Consider the following 18,934-nt stretch of genomic DNA (forward strand, 5'->3'; position numbering starts at 1 on the left):
ATATTTTATAACTGAAAAGTATTCATAACACAAATTATTACTGCAGTTAATATTTTGATAATGATTTTTTATTATCTTTCAAATAGCCTCATTGCCACATTATTGTTCACACATTTATCTATAAAATGTGAATAGTTTCATTGCAGTACTCACATATATATAATTACTTAGTTATTCTTAGGTCCTATAAATTAATTTTACCGAGTTATTTTATTTTTCTAATAGTGTATTTACATGTATATCTCAAGTATCATACAATCATCATTTAAAAATCACCTTGCATGGTCTCTTCGCCTCAATTCAGCCCTTTAAAACCTAATCTTATTATTTTCATCCTTTACCTTGTAACTAAAAAAATCATTAATAAATACAATTGTATTTATTAATGATTTTTTTCTTCGTCTACCCTTATATTTTCTACACATAACATATAAAATCAGAAACTCTTAGAAACCTTACATATATATATTTTATTTATGTATTTAAACTCATCTTCATGTTAATTCAATTATTATAAGAGTATATAAAAATTGAATTAACATGAAGTATCTGCTATTATTCTCCATTTACCTTTTATCTTTTTGAAGATAATCATAAACACCCCATTTGCATCACCAACCTTGCGTGTTAAATGATATGCCCCCATAACAAAATAAGCATCTTCATTTATTTTAGAAATATCATTTATTTTAAATTTTAATACACCTGAGTGATCTTTAGTTGGGTATCCTTTTTTATAATTTGCTAAAGTCTTTTTCCAACCATACGTTAATCCATTACTCCCATAAAATTTCAATGAATCACTTTTCCAATACCCTTGCATAAAACCTTCTAAGTTGTGATTTGACCAAGCTTTTTCTTGTTTTTGCATTATTGATAAAATTTCTTTTTTATCATTAGCCTCATTATTTTTTTGTGCAAAACAATTTAATGACAACATTACAAATATTATACATACATATATTTTATTCATCTTTTTATTTTTAATTAAAATCTTTTTTAACTTTATTTCTTAATTATCCAAAACATTCTTTTAATTATTAAATTGTACCATAAAATCTTCTTTAATTATTTTTCTTAAATAAAATAATAACTCATTTGCATTTTCTTTAGAAAATATAATAGGTGGTTTTATTTTTAATACATTATTATCAGGCCCATCAGTACTCATTAATATTTTATGAGCCTTCATTCTATTTGCCAAATAAGAAGCATGTTCTGATAACGGTTTTTTATCAACATCCACCAATTCAAAACCTAAAAACAAACCTTTACCTCTAACATCACCTATTATTGGGTAATCGTTTGCTAATTTTTGTAATTCTCTTTTTAAATAATTACCAACATCTAAAGCATTTTTTTGTAATTTCTCTCTTTTAACCGTTTGTATTACAGCGGTACCAATAGCACAAGAAACAGGGTTTCCTCCAAACGTATTAAAATATTCCATTCCGTTTGCAAATTTATTTGCTACTTCTTGAGTACAAGCAACCGCAGCTAAAGGATGTCCGTTTCCTAACGGTTTACCAATAGTTACAATATCAGGTACTACATCATGTAATTCAAATCCCCAAAACGTTTCACCCATACGCCCACAGCCAGTTTGCACTTCATCAGAAATACACAAACCTCCATCATTACGAATATAATCATAAACCTTTACTAAAAATCCCTTAGGCAACTCAACCTGACCTCCACAAGATATAATAGGTTCTATAATAAAAGCTCCAACATTTCTTCCTTTTTCTTTAATAGAAACAATTTGTTTTAATACCTCTTTAGCATATTTAGTTACTGCATCATCATCGGTATACTTTCCTCTAAACGTATCTGGTAATGGAATAATGTGTGTATGTTCAGGGGTTCCTTTCCCTCCTTTTCCATCAAACTTATAAGAGGAGATATCTATACACATATTAGAATTACCATGATATCCAACTTCTGAAGCTATAATATCTCTTTGTCCTGTATTAGCTTTTACCATTCGTATTGCCAACTCATTTGCTTCAGAACCTGAGTTTACAAAATGTATTACATTTAATTCTGGTGGTAATGTAGTTATTAACTCTTTTGCTAACTCGTTAATGTTTTCATGTAAATAACGAGAATTAGTATTTAAAACTGCCATTTGATGTTGTCCTGCTTTTACAACTGCTGGATGTTCATGTCCTACATGCGCTACATTATTTACTGTATCAATATATTTATTTCCGTACTGATCTATCAAATAAACACCATTACCTCTTACCATTTTTACAGGCACTTTATACTGTAAACTTAAACTTTTACCTAAGTGTTCTCTTCTATAAGTTATTAATTCATCATTGGTCTGTTTTGTCTGTTGGTTTAATATTTTTGATTTGAAAAGTAAATTAGGGTTAGGACAAATACTTTTCCAAACATCTATTTCAGAATAATAAGCAACTCCTGGAAAATCATTTTTAAAATTTAACATAGACAACATTACTTGAAAGTGTAAATGTGGTGCCCAACTACCATTTTCATTTGAATTACCTAAATATCCTATGCAATCTCCTTTAGAAATAGCATCTCCTACTTTTTTATTTTCTAAACTTTCTTTTGATAAATGTCCGTAAAGAGTATAAAACTCTAAAGTATTAATTTTATGCTTTAAAATTATAAGCCCTCCATATTCTTTAAATTTATCATTATTAGTTACTGTTGTAATGATTCCGCTAAACGGACTATGTACAGGTGTTTCAGCAGGAAACCAAAAATCAATACCTAAATGTGTAGTTCTGCTTTCTTTTCCGTTATTACCCAAACGATCATAATCACTAGATGTATATAACGATCTTGCTTCTAAATATCCTCCAGCTATTATTTTTGTAGTATGTTCTTTTTGTAACTGATTTAGTTTAAATTGAAATAATTCTAAATCGTTAAATTCGGATGTATTTCCTAACCATAAACTAGCTACACTTAAATCTAATGGATAAATTACTTCTTTTTTTATTGATGGAAATAATGCCGAAAATGATACATTTTGTTCAGAAGCCCATTCTTTAAATTCTTCTTCTTTTGAATGTGCTGAATAACCACATGCTTTTCTGAATGAGTATTCTGCAAATTCAGATGATACTTCTATCCATTTTTTTAGAACCTCCCATGCTGGTTTTTCAGAAATTAATAAATATGTATTATCTGGTTCTTTTTGCTTATTAATTGCCGATTTTGTAACAGAAATCACCAAACGCATAGCAATTGCTGCATACAAATGCTTTAATTCTTCTTCATTTAAAGAAAACGAAGCATGATATCCTTTAATTATTGATAAAGCTGCTTCTAATGGATTATTATGATGCATTATTGCATACGCACAAGTAATAGCTACATCATTAATTATTTGTGTATAAATGGCATCGCCATAATCTATAGCTGCCTTTACATTTGGGGTAACAAGATTATTTGATACTATAACATTGTTATCATTAGCATCATTATGAACTACTGCTTTTCTTAATGTTTCATAAGAATTTGATTCTTTTTTAAATTTATCTTGAAAATATTCAAGTATTTTTTTTTCTTCTTTATCAAATAAGTGAATATACTTAGTAGTCCAAAGTGCTTGTGCTACATCCCATTCAAAATTTCTTTTTGCTTCTATATGTTCAAAACCTTCTAGCGCTTTTGTTAACCTACCACATTGTTCACCTAAACTATACCTTAACTGGTTTAATTGCGGATTTACACTACTCCAAACTCTTCCAGAAATCCAAGTTAATAAACGAACCTTACGTTCATTTCCAAAATCATCCGTTATATTAGATATTGTTTTCCCCTTTTTGTTTTTAATTACTTTTGGAGCTAGTAAGTCTTTTCCATTACTTTCAACTTGTTGTAATATTTTTTGTTGAAAGTCTAAATAGCTTTCATTTTCATTTGGGCGAGAAATCTTTAATATAAATTGATTTTCTTCTTGAACTTTAATTCTAAAATTAAAATCAACTTCACCAGGTAATTCTTTTGCAGTTCCATTTATATTAAATTCTTGTAATAATATATTCTCTGCTTGTTCAGCTGTTATTTTTATTTTATCGTAGTTCATTTTTTATTGTAATAGTTTTTCAAATGCTAATCTACTAGCGCCACTGGTTACAGTAATAACACCACAGTATGTATAATTTAACTTATTTAAAACATGCTGCATTCCTAAATTATCATTATGTGTATCTATTCTCATTGCAATAATTTCTTGCTTTTTTAAACTCGTTTCACAATATGAAATAATATGTTTCGCAATACCTTTATTCACTGTTTTTTGAGCAACAGCAACTCTATGAATAACACCATATTTTGTTACTTCATTAGTAAGCCATTGACCATCTATAGTATTATAATTTGGTTCTTTATCTGTCGTAAACATAAAAGTTGCTATAATTTGCTCTTCTTTATTAAATACAACATAACTTTCATTATTTTTAATATCATTTAAAATTTGAGTTTCATTTGGGTATCCGTCTTGCCATTGATCAATATTTAATGAAGCCAAAAGTTTTTGAGCTCCATTAATAATTTTCATGATACTTTCTAAATCATTTATAACCGATAATCTAATTTTCATCTTAATTATTTTGTAATAACATAATTATACGTGTCGTACTCTAACTAAAGTTCTTTGCATTTAAACCTTCATCTGTTATAGCGTAGTAATTTCTTCATATATATATTCCTCTGCTATAAGGCACGTTTTACTCCTTTTATTATTTGAATAACAGCTTTATTTTTATCTATTGCTAAAGCTAATGTATTTAAATATAATTTTTCAGCAAATAAATATGAGTTTAAATCTATCTATTCTTAATTTATTGAATAGATCCCTCCTACTTTTTAAAATTTTCACAGAAAACATAACTTCTTGATTAAAAATTTTATGATTAAAAAACACATTTAAATTAATAAAACTATCAACTATATTAGAAATTTTATTCCTAACACTAAATGTATTGAATTCTTAAAAACTATATTCAATACCATCAACCTATAGAGTAAAATAATACCTATTATAATTAAAATAATATCACATAATATTTTCAACAACGAATTTATTTAACTCCAAAATGACTAACTAATAGTATTCTATATCTTTTTATAATTACCACTCTAAATTAGCAACCTCTAATAAGACATCTCTTTATACTTCATACAAAGTATATACTACTTATATTTTGTACTATAATAATTTATTAAAATATGAAAGCCTAAAAAAAACGTAAGCACCTAAAAATAAAAACAATACCAATAATAAATACATACTTTTACAGTATTTTGATTCTTTAAAAATATTTTATGGCACGTTCTTTGAAATTAAGAGTATAACGCGGTAGCCGAAAAGCATATAGAGTAGGTATAACCCTAAAATTATCAATTATGAGAAAAGGGATACTTTTATTATTAGCAATCATGTCATTAGCCACTGTAAACGCAAATAACATAAACAAATCAATTAGTGAAATTGGGGTTACAAATCGTTACGACGACGCTGTTACCTTTATTGAAAGAAATGTTCAATTTCATGTGTACTTAAATGGAGATTTTGATTACAACACTCATTATAAAAACACTAGGTATACAGATTACTATGGGAAACGTATTAAATCTAATCATGGAGTACGAATTGAACGTGATTATAAAGGTAGAGTAAGACGTGTAGGAAGTACATTTATAAATTACGATATTAGAGGAAATGTAAAGAGAATTGGTCGTATTTATATAGATTATAGGTTTGGAAAACTTTCAAAAGTTGGAAATTTAAAAGTTAGATATGATCGTTGGGGAAATCCTAGATTCTATGGAAATGTAAAGTATAACGACTATTGTAGTAGTGATGACGACGATGATTATGATTACCATGGTAATGATGACAGAAATATAGATATCGACATTAATATTGGTAATGTTTTTGATTATGATGATGTTTACTTTTACAAAAGAGGTTTTAGAAACAACTACCGTAAATACAAAGAAGACAATAACTTTTTTTATTACAGAGCGATACCTAATGCAAAAACAGGAAAACGTGGTAAGCTTTTAAAAAGACGTAAAAATAAAAATTACTTTAAGAAACAATACTCTAAGAGAACAACTCCTGAACAAAAAGGAAAATCTAGAAGAAATAGATAAACAAAAAAGCCTCATCAAAAATGATGAGGCTTTTTTAATATTCTTTACTATATAATTACTTAGCTACATTCACAGCTCTTGTTTCTCGAATTACTGTAACTTTTACTTGTCCTGGATAGGTCATGTCATTTTGTATTTTCTGAGAAATATTAAATGATAACTCAGCTGCTTTTGTATCATTTACTTTAGCACTCTCAACCATTACTCTTAACTCACGCCCTGCTTGAATAGCATATGCTTTTTGAACACCATTAAATCCAAAAGCGATATCTTCTAAGTCTTTTAATCGTTGAATATAAGAATCTAATACCTGACGACGAGCACCTGGTCTTGCTCCTGAAATAGCATCACAAACTTGTACTATTGGCGATAATAAACTTTTCATTTCGATCTCATCATGATGGGCTCCAATTGCATTACATACATCTGGTTTTTCTCCAAATTTCTCTGCCCACTGCATTCCTAATAAAGCATGCGGTAATTCACTTTCAGTTTCTGGAACCTTACCAATATCATGTAATAAACCAGCACGTTTAGCTGCTTTAGCATTTAAGCCCATTTCAGACGCCATAATACCACATAAATTTGCTACTTCACGCGAGTGTTGTAATAAATTTTGACCATATGATGAACGGTACTTCATACGTCCAACTATTTTAATTAATTCAGGGTGTAAACCATGAATACCTAATTCAATAACTGTACGCTTACCAACTTCTATAATTTCTTGGCCAATTTGTTTTTCTGTTTTCTTTACTACTTCTTCAATTCTTGCTGGGTGAATTCTTCCGTCTGTTACTAATTTATGCATTGATAAACGAGCAATTTCTCTACGAACAGGATCAAAACATGATAAAATAATTGCTTCAGGAGTATCATCAACAATAATCTCAACACCCGTAGCCGCTTCTAAAGCACGTATATTACGCCCTTCACGACCAATAATTCTACCTTTAACATCATCAGATTCTAAATTAAAAACTGATACACAGTTTTCTACAGCTTGTTCTACTCCTACTCTTTGAATTGTATTTAATACAATTTTACGAGCATCTTGTTGTGCTGTCATTTTAGCTTCTTCAACAGCATTTTGTACAAACGACATTGCATCTGCCTTTGCTTCATCTTTTAATGATGCAACTAACTCGGTTTTTGCATCTTCTGCTGATAAACCAGAAATTTGCTCTAGCATATCTACATGATGCTTGTGCATTTTATCTAACTCTGATTCTTTTTTATCTAAAAACTCTAATTTATAGTCAAAATCTGCTCCTTTTTTCTCAACAGACTTGTTTAATTTTTTATTTTTATCTAATTCTGAAGAAACTTGACTTTCTTTATCTCTAGTTCTTTTCTCTACATCAGAAATCTTTTTTTCTCTAGAAAAAATTACTTTTTCGTGTTCTGATTTTAATTCAATAAACTTTTCTTTGGCTTGTAAAATTTTATCTTTCTTTATTGCATCTGCCTCTACTTTCGCTTCTTTTACAATATTCCTAGCCTCTTTTTTTGTTTCTTGTATTAACTTATTAGCATTCGATTTTTCTAACATTTTAGCTATAAAAAAACCTATCGCTAATCCTATAATTCCTGCTAATACAGGAAATAATATTCCATCCATAATTTTAATTTGATTGTATAAAAAAAGCCTACATTAATATGGGTTTTATAAACTCCAGAAAACAGGTTTAGGACTAACTGGTTTATCAAGGATCCGAGATAAATCGGCATGCTTTACCAACCAAGACTCATCCTTTCTAAATAAATAGTGTTGAGTTTAACAAACAATGTACTAATGTAGGCAGTATATTAATAATTATTATTTTAAAGAACGTTACAAATGTTTATCTAACAAGTTAGTTAAATCATTTATTTTATTTACTATTTCAATTGTATCTTTAGTGTTGGTTAAAGATTCTATTTCAAATTTAGATGCAAATTGCAATGCGCACATTGCCAATACATCTTGTTTATCTGCTACCGCATAATTTTGTTCAAACTTAGCTATAAGATTGTTAATACTTTTTGCCGCCATACGCATCCCCTGTTCTTCATTGGTGTCTTTAACACTTAACGGATACGTTCTTCCTGCAATAACTACATTAACTTTAATCTTTGCCATGTAAAGAACTTTTTATGAATTCAAAAGAGTAATGCATTTATCAATCTCTCGAACTAAGGTATTTATTTTGAGTTTTGTTTCTCTTGTATTTTCGTTACTGCCTTCTATAGTTTTAGCAATTTTCAGCAATCTATATTCCTCCTGCCCTCTTTTTAATTGCTCTTCTTTTTCTTGTATTAAAATATGTAACTTTGCATTATTTTGAAGCAATACCTGGTTTTCTTCTTTTAAAAAATCATACTTATAAAGTATTTTTTTTATCTTATCTTCCAGTAAATGAATTGCTTCTAAATGGTTACTCATTTATTTTTGAGAATAAAACTATATCTACAAAGTTATTATTTTAGATTTTAAATAGCAACTATTTCATTGTTTTTTACCAAAACACTGATTATAAGCGACCTAAGTGTTTCGCATAAATTTAGTATTTTTGTTAAAAACTACTGTGATTTGAAATTATATTTTACTACTTTTTTTCTGCTTTTTTTTTATTTTGGTAATGCTCAAAAGCAATATCCAACAGACTACTTTTCTCCTCCTTTAAAAATACCAATCATATTATCTGGTACTTTTGGAGAGCTAAGAAGTAACCACTTTCATTCAGGAATAGATATTAAAACTCAAGGAAAACAAGGTATTCCTATTTACGCTCCTGCAAACGGTTTTGTTTCTCGTATAAAAGTATCGCAATATGGTTTTGGAAAAGCTTTATATATAGAACATCCAAATGGTTATACAACTGTATATGCGCATATCAAAAAATTTGCTCCTACTATTCAACGATATATAAAAGGTATTCAATACAAAAAAGAAAATTATCAAACTGGTAACCTATTCCCAAAACCAGATAAATTCCCTCTAAAAAAAGGTGAAATTATTGCGTATACTGGTGACACTGGTAGTTCAGGTGGTCCGCATTTGCATTATGAAATTAGAGACACTAAAACCGAGCATATTATAAACCCATTACTTTTTGGTATTGATCCTAAAGATGATAAATCTCCAACATTTCAAAAACTAATTGCATATCCTTTAAATGAGCAATCGAGGGTAAATAACTCTAGCTTAAAGTCTGTTATTTCATTTAAAAAAGTAAAAGATAATAATTACATAAGTGAAAGTATTACTGCTAGTGGAGTTATTGGTTTTGGTATTAGTGTTTTTGATAGATTAAGTGAAGCCTTAAATAAAAATGGTATTTATAGCCTAGAAATGAGAGTAAATGGTAGTACCGTTTATTACCATGATGTTGAAACTTTTTCTTTTGCTGAAAGTAAATATATTAATTTACTAATTGACTATAAGCATTACAAAACTTATAAAGATAAAGTTCAAAAAACTCATAAGGTAAATGCAAATCGTTTAAATTTATATGAGGGTTTAGTTAATAATGGTAAAATTACAATTAACAATGGCGAAAATTATAATGTTGATATTATTGCTAAAGATTTAAAAAATAACGTATCATCAGTTAGAATACCTATTAGAGGTGTTGAAAGTAATTTAGTTTTCAAACAAAAAGATACCACCAATTATAAAATTATTGCTAAAAATTTTCATAAATTTAATTTAAACAATGTTACGATTGCTTTTCCTAAAAACACTTTTTATGAAGATTGCTTTATAGATTTTTCTATTACAAATGGTGTTGCTAAAATTCATAATCCAACGATGCCATTAGATAAAAGATACACATTAACATTTAACACTTCTTTTTTAAATGAAAAACAAAAACAGCAAGTGTACATTGCTAATGTTACGAATCCTAAATATCCTTGGTATGCTTCTACTAAAAAGAAAATTGATAAAGTATATACCACTACAAAAAATTTAGGTAATTATACGTTACTTTATGATACTACAAAGCCTACAATTAAGTTATATAACTTTAAAAATGGTCAATGGATTTCAAAAAATAAAACTTTAAAAGTAAAGATTAAAGATAGTAAGTCTGGTATTAAAAATTACAGAGCTTCTATTGATGGAAAATGGATTTTAATGGAATTAAATCATAAAAAAGGAATACTTACCTACGATTTTACTGATAAAAAACTAGTAGGTAGTAAACATCTTTTTAAACTTGTAGTATCAGATAATGTTGGAAACATAAAAAAACTTTCTGCTACCTTCTTTAAAAAATAAATTATAAAAAAATTGAAAAAACTACTTCTTTTACTAATATTCCCTTCACTTGTTTTTGCTCAAAAAACAGTAATTATAAAAGGAACAATAACAAACAAATTTAATACACCAATTGAAGGTGTTGCTATATCCTATTTATCTGAAGGTACAACAACTAATACTAATGGTAATTATAGTTTTAGCATTCCTATGCGTAAAACGGTTACAGTAGTTTTTAGCCACGTTTCTTATAAAACAATTACAAAAAAATTTACTTCTCGCGGAAAAAAAACAATTCGCTTCTCTCCTACCTTTAAGTTTAAATCGCAAGAATTAGAAACCGTTGTTCTTAAGAACACAAAAAAAGAAGCTGCCGGAATTATAAAAATATCGACCAATAAAGTTAAAAATATTTTAGGTGTTAATGCTGGTGTCGAAAATATTTTAATGACTTTACCTGGTGTTAGTAATAATAACGAGCTAAGTACACAATATAATGTACGTGGTGGTAATTTTGATGAAAATTTAGTTTATGTTAATGGCATTGAAGTATACCGACCTTTTTTAATTCGTTCTGGTCAACAAGAAGGCTTGAGTTTTATTAATCCACACATGGTTCAAAATATTAATTTTTCTGCTGGTGGTTTTCAAGCAAAATATGGCGATAAACTTTCTTCGGTACTAGATATTACTTATAGAAAACCTACTAAATTCGGAGCTAAAATAGATTTAAGCTTACTAGGCGGAAGTTTTGCTATTGAAGATACTTTTTTTAAGAACAAACTAAATGCTATTGTAGGTGTTCGTTACAGAGATAATAGTTTGTTTGTAAATAGTAAACAGGTAGAAGTAAATTTTAGACCAACTTTTACTGATGTACAGAGTTTCTTATCTTATAAAGTAAACGATAAACTTACTTTTAATTTTTTAAGTAATTTTTCTTTAAATAATTACAATTACAAACCATTAACTCGAAAAACTCGCTTCGGTACACTTGCAAATCCATTAGAATTAATTGTTTATTATCAAGGACAAGAGCAAGATAAATTTAAAACACTCTTTGGTGCTTTCTCAACCGATTATAAAGTAAATGATAATTTAAAAATAACAGGAACTGTATCTTCTTTTAATACACAAGAAGAAGAATATTTTGACATTGCCGCATCGTATCACCTAGGTGAAGTTGATAGTAATATTGGTTCTGAAAACTTTGGTGAGGTTGCTTTTTCACAAGGTATTGGTTCGCAAATTAACCATGCCCGTAACGATTTAGATGCCTTAATTAATAACATTCAAGTTAAAGCTACTTTAAAGGATGGTGATAATGAATGGAAAATTGGTGCGAAATATCAGACTGAAAACATTAAAGATCGCATACGTGAATGGGAAGTTATTGACTCTTTAGGGTTTTCTGTCCGCCCGCCACATCATACAGGTAACAATCAACCATACGAACCTTTTACCGGGCCAATCGAACCATTTAAAAATGTTAGGGCTGAAAATGAGGTAGACATAAATCGTTTTTCTAGTTTTTTACAATTCAGTAGAAAAACAGCATGGAACAACCATGAAATATGGATGAATATTGGAGTACGTGCTCATAATTGGAAAGTTACAACTGGACTAGAAAATTCTAAAAATCAATTTACTTTTAGCCCGAGAGCTCAATTTGCAATTAAACCTGACTGGAATAAAGACATGCTTTTTAGAATTTCTGGTGGTTGGTATTCTCAGCCTCCTTTTTATAAAGAGCTACGTGATTTTAACGGACAAGTACATCCGAATGTAAAAGCGCAAAAATCTATTCATTTAGTTGCTGGTAATGATTATAGTTTTACAATATGGGAACGTCCATTTAAACTAACTACCGAGTTATATTATAAAGATTTAACTGATGTAAATTCTTATTCGGTAGATAATGTGCGTGTTCGTTATCGTGCTGATAATGTAACAAATGCTTATGCCTATGGTTTGGATGTTCGCTTAAATGGTGAATTTGTTCCTGGTAACGATAGTTGGGTAAGTTTTGGTTATTTAAAAACTGAAGAAAACATTAATAATCAAGGCTATATCGCAAGACCAACTGATCAACGTTTAAAGTTTGGAGTTTTGTTTCAAGACTATGTTCCGAACATACCCGATTTAAAGGCCTATTTAAATATTGTTTACAATACGGGGCTTCCTGGTGGTGCACCTGCATATTCTGATGTGTATGAATATCAAAGTAGACTAAACGATTATAAACGTGCTGATGTTGGAATATCTTATATTTTTAAAGATGCTAGTAAAAAACATTCAACTGGTTTTTTGCGAAATTTTAAAGAATTAACTGCTGGTTTAGAATTGTTCAACCTTTTTGATATTCGTAACTCGATAACAAATACTTGGGTTCGTGACGCATATAGTAAAAGACAATACGGTATACCAAATTACATGACTGGAAGAGTATTAAACTTTAAAATTAATATGGAATTTTAGGTTTTATATTATTATTTTTAAACACTAAAAAACATAGCATAACCTATATTTCGCTATACTTTGTTTCTTTTTCTAACGATTAATATTTCATCATTTGAAAACATCATCCAACCAAGATCGTATAAATAATAATATGTTTTTCCTTTACTATTCTTATTGGAATGTGTGTGATATTTAAAATTAAATTTTTTCTTTTCCAATTCAATACTATTTACAGTAATTTGAGTTTTATATTTACCCATTAATTCTAATAGAATAGAACGATTTCTATGTAAAATCACATCAATTTCTTTAACAGCAGTTCTTGTAGCGCTTCTCAACTTTAGATGATATGTATTTTTACATTTAATAGAACAAAATATTTTTCCCTTTCTTCCAATAATATTCCCCTTACATATTTTACAAACGACCATACTGTAAATATAACAAAATAAACTACTTACACAATTATTCGTTACTAACGGTTGAGAAACAATTACATAGATTTAACCATTTTTAGTATCCTTTTTTATAATTACATTTACTTAAATGAATAAAAAAACACTAAAATAATTACATTAAAGCATCTTCTCATTCAAAACAAAAAGATGATTGGAGTTCAATTTTATCCTGATAAAATTGTACAATTGGCTGTCAAAAATTTAAATGGAATAAAGTGGAGCGAAAAAGATGGGCTTGCTTATTTAGTAAACAATAAAGATAATATTAATCAGATATTCAATATTTTTAAAGGAATTGCATGGGTTGACACTAACAAATTTCACTTAAACCAACCCTTAAAAAAGGAAAATGAAAATCTATGTTTAGATTGGTACAGAAACAAACCTAATTCTTTAAATAAATTGAAATGCCCTGAAAATTTTCTTCAGAAATTAGAACTAAAACAATACGCTTATAATACCGCTAAAGTTTACATATATATGTTTGAGAAATTTATTAATTTTCATTCAAACACCAATTTGATGGAAATTAACGAAATAAACATTAGAAACTACATATCAATACTATCAAAAGAGAACAAATCGAAATCTTTTCTAAATCAAATGATAAATAGCATTAAATTTTATTATGAAATTGTAGAAAGTATGCCTAATCGATTTTATGAAATAGAAAGACCTATTAAAAAAAATATATTACCTAAAATCATTAGCTTATAAGAAGTTAAAGCCATAATATAAAACACAAATGTATTGTTAGTTTAATGTACTCAGCAGGTTTTAGACGAAGTGAATTATTAAACCTTAAAATAACGGATATAGATAGTAAACGAATGGTTATTAATGTTAAAGACACAAAAGGAAACAAGGAAAGATTAACAATTCTTAGTAAAACTATTTTAACCGATTTACGAGTTTATTTTATCAAATGGAAACCTAAAAAATATCTTTTTGAAGGTACTAATTACACTAAGTACAGTGCTTCAAGTGTTTTGAAAACAGTGAAAAGTGCAGCTTTAAAAGCAAATATAAGAAAAACTGTAACTCCACATATGCTGAGGCATTCTTTTGCCACTCATTTGCTTGAAAACGGAACAGATCTAAGATATATTCAGGTATTATTAGGACACTCTAGCAGTAAAACTACAGAAATTTATACGCATGTTGCAATTAACAATTTGAAAACAATTAAAAGTCCTTTAGATTAAATATATTAGTACCCATAAAACAGAAATAAGAGCACCTTTTACAAGAAAAGGTACACTTATCCAATTGTTGTGCATAATGCAACAAAAAAGACTAACCATAAAATAATTTAATATGAAATCAATGAAGTCAATTTTAATTACATCACTTTTTGTTCTATTTATATACTCTTGCGCAGGAAATCGAGGAACAATTAAATACGGAGAGAATGGAATTGTAGTCGGTGGAACTGGTAAAGCAAGATGTGAAAAACCAAAGAAACCATACACCAAAACAATGGATGCGTCTGTTAAAGCTGAAGTGGAAGAATTAAGTTCAGTACCATCCGCAGAATTAGATGCAAAACTAAAAACGACAGTTGTAAAATTAACTGATTATACATCTCAAGGTTTAGACAGGGATTTATTGCTTTACAGAATTTGTGAAATGAGTATCAATCGTGGTTTTACAAATGAGCAAACTGTTTCATTAATTGAAAAAACTATGGGTATTTGGGATGAAGAATTAAAAAAAAAAGAATTAATCGGAAATCTTCTAATTCAAGCAAATACAGAATTTGACAAGAAAAATTATCCATCAGCAAAAACATATTTCGATCAACTAATCAGTCTTGAAAAGAACAATGTTGATTTTTATGAACGCCGAGGGTTTTGTAATCAGGCAATAGGGAAGTCACAAGATGCAATAATAGATTTTTCTATTGGAATTAAGATAGATAAGAAGAGACCATCTCTATATTTATTTAGAGGAAATAATTACGCAAAATTAGGAGAATTTGAAAAATCAATTTCTGATTATTTAACCACTATTGAATTAAGACCTCAATTAAAAGCTGTTTATAAAAATCTTGGATTAAGTTATTTGAGAGTAAACAAAACAGATAAGGCTTGTGAATCTTTTAAAAAGGCTATAAATATTGGAGATAAAACTGCTGAAAAGCACTATGCACAACATTGTATATAAAAAATAGCGATTTTAGTACTTAAAAAAGGGAAAGATAATAAAATATAAGTCAGTGATAAGCCGAAAAATCGTATCTAACAACTCGCTACTTTTCATATACTAGATCGTTATGCTCAATTAATGTTAACTCGAAATAAAAATGTGCTTGAATAATATAGACTTAACATTGATAAAGGATATAATTTTAATTATTGGTTCTCTGACTGCGACCATCTTCACTTTTAGGAGTTTTAGCAAATGGAAAAAAGAGCACAAAGGAAAATTAAAATATGAATTATCAAGAAATCTTTTAAAATCAATTTATGATTTAAGGGATGACTTTAAAGGAGTTAGAAGCCCAATGATATTAGCCTCTGAATTTTCTTCAGAGCATCATATTTCTAAAACAAAAGAATCAGAAAAATACCAATACATATTTAATAATAGACTAAAATATCTTCAAACGAGCTACAATACGTTTCTTAGTTTCTTACCAGAAGTTGAAATTGATTACGGTTCGGAAATGAATACACTTTGTAAAGAACTTATAAGTCATATAACCAACTATCATTTTAAAATGAATGAATTTATTCAACTTGTTGATAATTGGGATTTACACAAAAACCCTTATCATAAGGAATTAAACAGGGTAATATTTAATAATGGGGAGAATAATCCAACTACTATTTCTTTTAACGAAACCGTTGACAAATTGAAAACACAATTGATGAAAGAAATAAAGAGATATTAAGATTAGAAAGAAACCAAATCTTTTAATTCAACTTCTAAAGCTTTAGCAATTTCCAAAAGTGAATAAATAGTCGGATTGACTTTTCCATTCTCCAACTTTTCAAGTGCTTGTCTATCTTTATTGCAAGCACGAGCCAAATCTGACTGACTCCAGCCCTTCTGACTTCTTAACTCAACAATACGCTGACCGACTTTCTTTTTAAGTTGTTCTTTATCCACAAAACAAATGTCAATTAATTATACGACAATTTTGTCATACAAAAGTTTGACAAGTCAATTTGAATTACTATGTTTGTCATATAAATAGTTGACAATTGAGAAAATTCAGGATTTTAAAAATATACAGTAAGTTCCGTTATCGTAGATGGGGAAACAACTATACTGTACCTGAAATTCGACTCGAAGGAAAATGGCTTGAGCAACTAGGGTTTGAACAAGGAAACGAAGTATTAATCGAACAGAAAAAAAACAAGCTGACAATAACCGTGAAGAAAGAAAAAAGAGCATAACATTATATATAGCAAATAAGGCATTCCGTGATTGCCGAAAGTTTTGTATTTTTAAGCAATCACGCCAAAACAAACGTTTTGACGTTTAACAAAATATAAAAGTAAAAACGTTTGTTTTGGCTTAGTGCATTTCGAAAGTTCATAGCTTTTAACCTGCCTTACTTGCCATATATTTAGCGTTACCCAACATTACCAACATGAGAATATAATTAATTCCTCGAGCTAACGGAAAGAGTTATGAAAATTATTTAAGAATAAAATTTACCGTTAGTAGAGATAAAAAAATATGAAAGAAATAACAATTGAGTTGAATTATTATGACATAGAAAAGTTGGAAAAACTAATTGGACATGATTTTCGTGCAATACGAAGCCCTAGTGTTAATTGGGAACCCTATAAAAACAGATATACTTCAACTTCATTTGAAATTGAAATTGATTTAAGTCCTCCTATTAATCATGACGATTCTTGGGACCATCTAGATCCAGATGATGGAATTCGTAATTTTTTTGAATTTAGTTCATCTCAATATAGTAAACATCTTGTTGATTTTTATTCAATAGAAATTGATATAGAAAGAAAAAAGCACTTGAATTATGGTTATTGGAAACATGAATCTAACCCAAGAATAAATGGATTTATAAATTTTGACGAGGATTTTGTGATTTCTGAAATTAGTGTTTTTTCTCATAAAGAAACTCGTGCTAATTTTGAAGAACTAATTCATATAAATTATGATGCAGGTATATTATTTACTGGTAAAGAAAAAAAAGAATGTTTATTTTTATTATCAGATACAATCATTGGAGATTGTGAAATTATATTTGATAGCAAAAAAATTGAAATTGAAATTAGCAGACTAAAATTAAGAAAAACGTTGGGTAACAAAACCTAAAAAACATTGCTAATGGATTTTTCTACTTGGAAAAATCACGCAGACGACCTAAAGTCTGTCTTTTTCATTAATTTAACGCAAAAAAACACAACGTTTCTTAGCTAAATCGTTGCTAGTAATGGTGGAAACCACTCAAACTTATAAGAAACTTAACAAATTATGAATAGAATTGAGAAAACAGGAATCATTACTCTTCTTTTTTTATTGTTAAATTCTTGTTCTTCTTTTTATGGTAAACGAGATAAATCTGGTAGGTTAAGAGTTAAAGAAAAACATTGGACTTTAAAAGGTATCCCTAATCAAGGATTAAAAAGAATTCTGGATACAAAAGTCTGGTATCGTTCTCAATATTACTTTAGGAATAATGATTTTAGTTTTACAATTCAGAGAGAAAACCTGCACGAAAATAACGATAGTATGTTATGGTTTTTTGATTCTGGTCACGCTTTAAGGTTTATTTCTTATTCTATGAATGAAGAAAAAGTAAAAGAAATTATAAGCGGGAATGATAATTTAGATTTTGGAAATCAAGGTTTTTATACAGTTGGTTCTAAAGAATTTGAAATTGAATTTTTTCAAAAACAACCTACTTCACTATTCGGAAGTATGGATCGTTATTATTCTCAAGCATTAATAAAAGGAAATACATTACATTTAGTGAGAGAAAATAAATTTAAAAAAGGATTATACATTCATTACATCTATAAAAAAGTTGAAATGCCAGAATCTTTAAAAAATCAAATTGCTGATTGGTAGTCTAAAAAACAATTATAAAATTAGTTGAGTGAATGAAAATTGAAAAAATCACTACTAGCAACACCATGTATAATTAATTGCTGGTTTTAGCTCACTTACGAAAATCCTTTCGGATTTTCTTCGTTCGTGTTTTATTTATTAACTTTATTGCTTGAAACACGCAACTAATCATACATAAACACATTACCTGCAAGCTAAAAAGCCAACACACATCAAGCACATTTCATTTTGCTCGTGCCTCACAAAATAAAAAGAGCTTGCCTTTTCCCATCGCCCATAGGATTTACGATTTTGAATTTCTTCTTGTTGGATACATTACTTGTTGCTTTTTGAACTGACCGATTTCTTCTCTTAATGTTTGATTAATATTTTGAATCAAATCATTTTGAATTTTCATAATACTCAATAAATCGTGCATTGCGTTTAGGTTTTCTAATTGCTTATAAACAATCTCTTCTAAATCGCCTTTGGTATATCTTTTGCTCATAGTTCTATATTTATATATTGTAATACAATACAAATATATATTATTTTATCATATTTCACAATACATTTTTATATTGTAATTTCGTAT

Annotated in this window: 19 protein-coding genes and 1 other RNA gene; 10 read left to right on the top strand and 10 right to left on the bottom strand. The window is 28.4% G+C overall.

What is annotated here, in order from left to right:
• Nucleotides 1–535: 535 nt before the first annotated feature.
• The 3 genes from H518_RS0113145 to H518_RS0113155 are packed head-to-tail and all read right to left on the bottom strand — an operon-like array spanning nt 536 to nt 4,585.
• The gene (locus H518_RS0113145; protein WP_028889493.1) at nt 536–973 is read right to left on the bottom strand and encodes a YybH family protein; all 438 of its coding nucleotides are present in this window, start codon (nt 971–973) and stop codon (nt 536–538) included.
• Nucleotides 974–1,033: 60 nt separating this feature from the next.
• A complete protein-coding gene (locus H518_RS0113150; RefSeq protein ID WP_028889494.1) occupies nt 1,034–4,069 on the bottom strand; it encodes an aminotransferase class III-fold pyridoxal phosphate-dependent enzyme in 3,036 nt (1,011 codons plus the stop codon).
• Between the two features lie 3 nt (nt 4,070–4,072).
• On the bottom strand, nt 4,073–4,585 hold the full coding sequence (locus H518_RS0113155; RefSeq protein WP_028889495.1) for a GNAT family N-acetyltransferase: 513 nt from the start codon (nt 4,583–4,585) through the stop codon (nt 4,073–4,075).
• Nucleotides 4,586–5,391: 806 nt separating this feature from the next.
• Here H518_RS0113155 and H518_RS19855 point away from each other — a divergent pair.
• Nucleotides 5,392–6,144: a hypothetical protein gene (locus tag H518_RS19855; RefSeq protein ID WP_155995225.1), complete on the top strand. Its 753-nt coding sequence runs from the start codon at nt 5,392–5,394 to the stop codon at nt 6,142–6,144.
• Between the two features lie 55 nt (nt 6,145–6,199).
• Here H518_RS19855 and rny read toward each other — a convergent pair whose 3' ends face one another.
• The 4 genes from rny to H518_RS0113175 form a co-directional block, all read right to left on the bottom strand.
• Nucleotides 6,200–7,765, bottom strand: coding sequence for a ribonuclease Y (rny, locus tag H518_RS0113165; protein WP_028889496.1), 1,566 nt, complete (start codon nt 7,763–7,765; stop codon nt 6,200–6,202).
• A gap of 49 nt (nt 7,766–7,814) precedes the next feature.
• A non-coding RNA gene (ssrS, locus tag H518_RS20885) (6S RNA) lies at nt 7,815–7,921 on the bottom strand.
• A gap of 57 nt (nt 7,922–7,978) precedes the next feature.
• Nucleotides 7,979–8,266, bottom strand: coding sequence for a cell division protein ZapA (locus H518_RS0113170; RefSeq protein WP_028889497.1), 288 nt, complete (start codon nt 8,264–8,266; stop codon nt 7,979–7,981).
• Nucleotides 8,267–8,278: 12 nt separating this feature from the next.
• Nucleotides 8,279–8,569, bottom strand: coding sequence for a hypothetical protein (locus H518_RS0113175; protein ID WP_028889498.1), 291 nt, complete (start codon nt 8,567–8,569; stop codon nt 8,279–8,281).
• Between the two features lie 147 nt (nt 8,570–8,716).
• Here H518_RS0113175 and H518_RS0113180 point away from each other — a divergent pair, with 147 nt between their 5' ends.
• Nucleotides 8,717–10,408 (top strand): M23 family metallopeptidase, encoded by a 1,692-nt coding sequence (locus H518_RS0113180; protein WP_205618013.1) that lies wholly within the window; start codon nt 8,717–8,719, stop codon nt 10,406–10,408.
• Between the two features lie 12 nt (nt 10,409–10,420).
• Nucleotides 10,421–12,865, top strand: a complete 2,445-nt coding sequence (locus H518_RS0113185) for a TonB-dependent receptor (RefSeq protein ID WP_028889500.1) — start codon at nt 10,421–10,423, stop codon at nt 12,863–12,865.
• A gap of 53 nt (nt 12,866–12,918) precedes the next feature.
• On the opposite strand, the gene H518_RS0113190 is transcribed toward H518_RS0113185, so the two are convergent.
• Nucleotides 12,919–13,185, bottom strand: coding sequence for a hypothetical protein (locus H518_RS0113190; RefSeq protein ID WP_237275262.1), 267 nt, complete (start codon nt 13,183–13,185; stop codon nt 12,919–12,921).
• 267 nt (nt 13,186–13,452) lie between these two features.
• Here H518_RS0113190 and H518_RS21525 point away from each other — a divergent pair, with 267 nt between their 5' ends.
• From H518_RS21525 to H518_RS0113205, 4 genes are all read left to right on the top strand, one after another.
• Nucleotides 13,453–14,022, top strand: a complete 570-nt coding sequence (locus H518_RS21525; RefSeq protein ID WP_205618014.1) for a phage integrase N-terminal SAM-like domain-containing protein — start codon at nt 13,453–13,455, stop codon at nt 14,020–14,022.
• A gap of 44 nt (nt 14,023–14,066) precedes the next feature.
• Complete coding sequence (locus H518_RS21530) at nt 14,067–14,510, top strand: tyrosine-type recombinase/integrase (RefSeq protein WP_205618015.1); 444 nt, start codon at nt 14,067–14,069, stop codon at nt 14,508–14,510.
• A gap of 121 nt (nt 14,511–14,631) precedes the next feature.
• Nucleotides 14,632–15,471 carry a tetratricopeptide repeat protein gene (locus H518_RS0113200; protein ID WP_028889502.1) on the top strand — a complete coding sequence of 280 codons (840 nt, stop codon included), beginning with the start codon at nt 14,632–14,634 and terminating at the stop codon, nt 15,469–15,471.
• Nucleotides 15,472–15,616: 145 nt separating this feature from the next.
• The gene (locus tag H518_RS0113205) at nt 15,617–16,201 is read left to right on the top strand and encodes a hypothetical protein (protein ID WP_162143112.1); all 585 of its coding nucleotides are present in this window, start codon (nt 15,617–15,619) and stop codon (nt 16,199–16,201) included.
• Nucleotides 16,202–16,203: 2 nt separating this feature from the next.
• On the opposite strand, the gene H518_RS0113210 is transcribed toward H518_RS0113205, so the two are convergent.
• Nucleotides 16,204–16,419: a helix-turn-helix domain-containing protein gene (locus H518_RS0113210; RefSeq protein ID WP_028889504.1), complete on the bottom strand. Its 216-nt coding sequence runs from the start codon at nt 16,417–16,419 to the stop codon at nt 16,204–16,206.
• Nucleotides 16,420–16,514: 95 nt separating this feature from the next.
• Here H518_RS0113210 and H518_RS0113215 point away from each other — a divergent pair, with 95 nt between their 5' ends.
• The 3 genes from H518_RS0113215 to H518_RS0113225 all read left to right on the top strand — a co-directional run bounded on the left by H518_RS0113215 (nt 16,515) and on the right by H518_RS0113225 (nt 18,360).
• Nucleotides 16,515–16,709 carry a SymE family type I addiction module toxin gene (locus H518_RS0113215; protein ID WP_028889505.1) on the top strand — a complete coding sequence of 65 codons (195 nt, stop codon included), beginning with the start codon at nt 16,515–16,517 and terminating at the stop codon, nt 16,707–16,709.
• Between the two features lie 286 nt (nt 16,710–16,995).
• Nucleotides 16,996–17,604 carry a hypothetical protein gene (locus H518_RS0113220; RefSeq protein WP_028889506.1) on the top strand — a complete coding sequence of 203 codons (609 nt, stop codon included), beginning with the start codon at nt 16,996–16,998 and terminating at the stop codon, nt 17,602–17,604.
• A gap of 159 nt (nt 17,605–17,763) precedes the next feature.
• Entirely contained in the window at nt 17,764–18,360 is a 597-nt protein-coding gene (locus H518_RS0113225; RefSeq protein WP_028889507.1) for a hypothetical protein, read from the top strand.
• 283 nt (nt 18,361–18,643) lie between these two features.
• On the opposite strand, the gene H518_RS0113230 is transcribed toward H518_RS0113225, so the two are convergent.
• Nucleotides 18,644–18,847 carry a hypothetical protein gene (locus H518_RS0113230; protein WP_028889508.1) on the bottom strand — a complete coding sequence of 68 codons (204 nt, stop codon included), beginning with the start codon at nt 18,845–18,847 and terminating at the stop codon, nt 18,644–18,646.
• Nucleotides 18,848–18,934: the final 87 nt, after the last annotated feature.

The organism is Tenacibaculum ovolyticum DSM 18103 (genome assembly GCF_000430545.1).
In the GTDB taxonomy this organism is placed as follows: domain Bacteria; phylum Bacteroidota; class Bacteroidia; order Flavobacteriales; family Flavobacteriaceae; genus Polaribacter; species Polaribacter ovolyticus.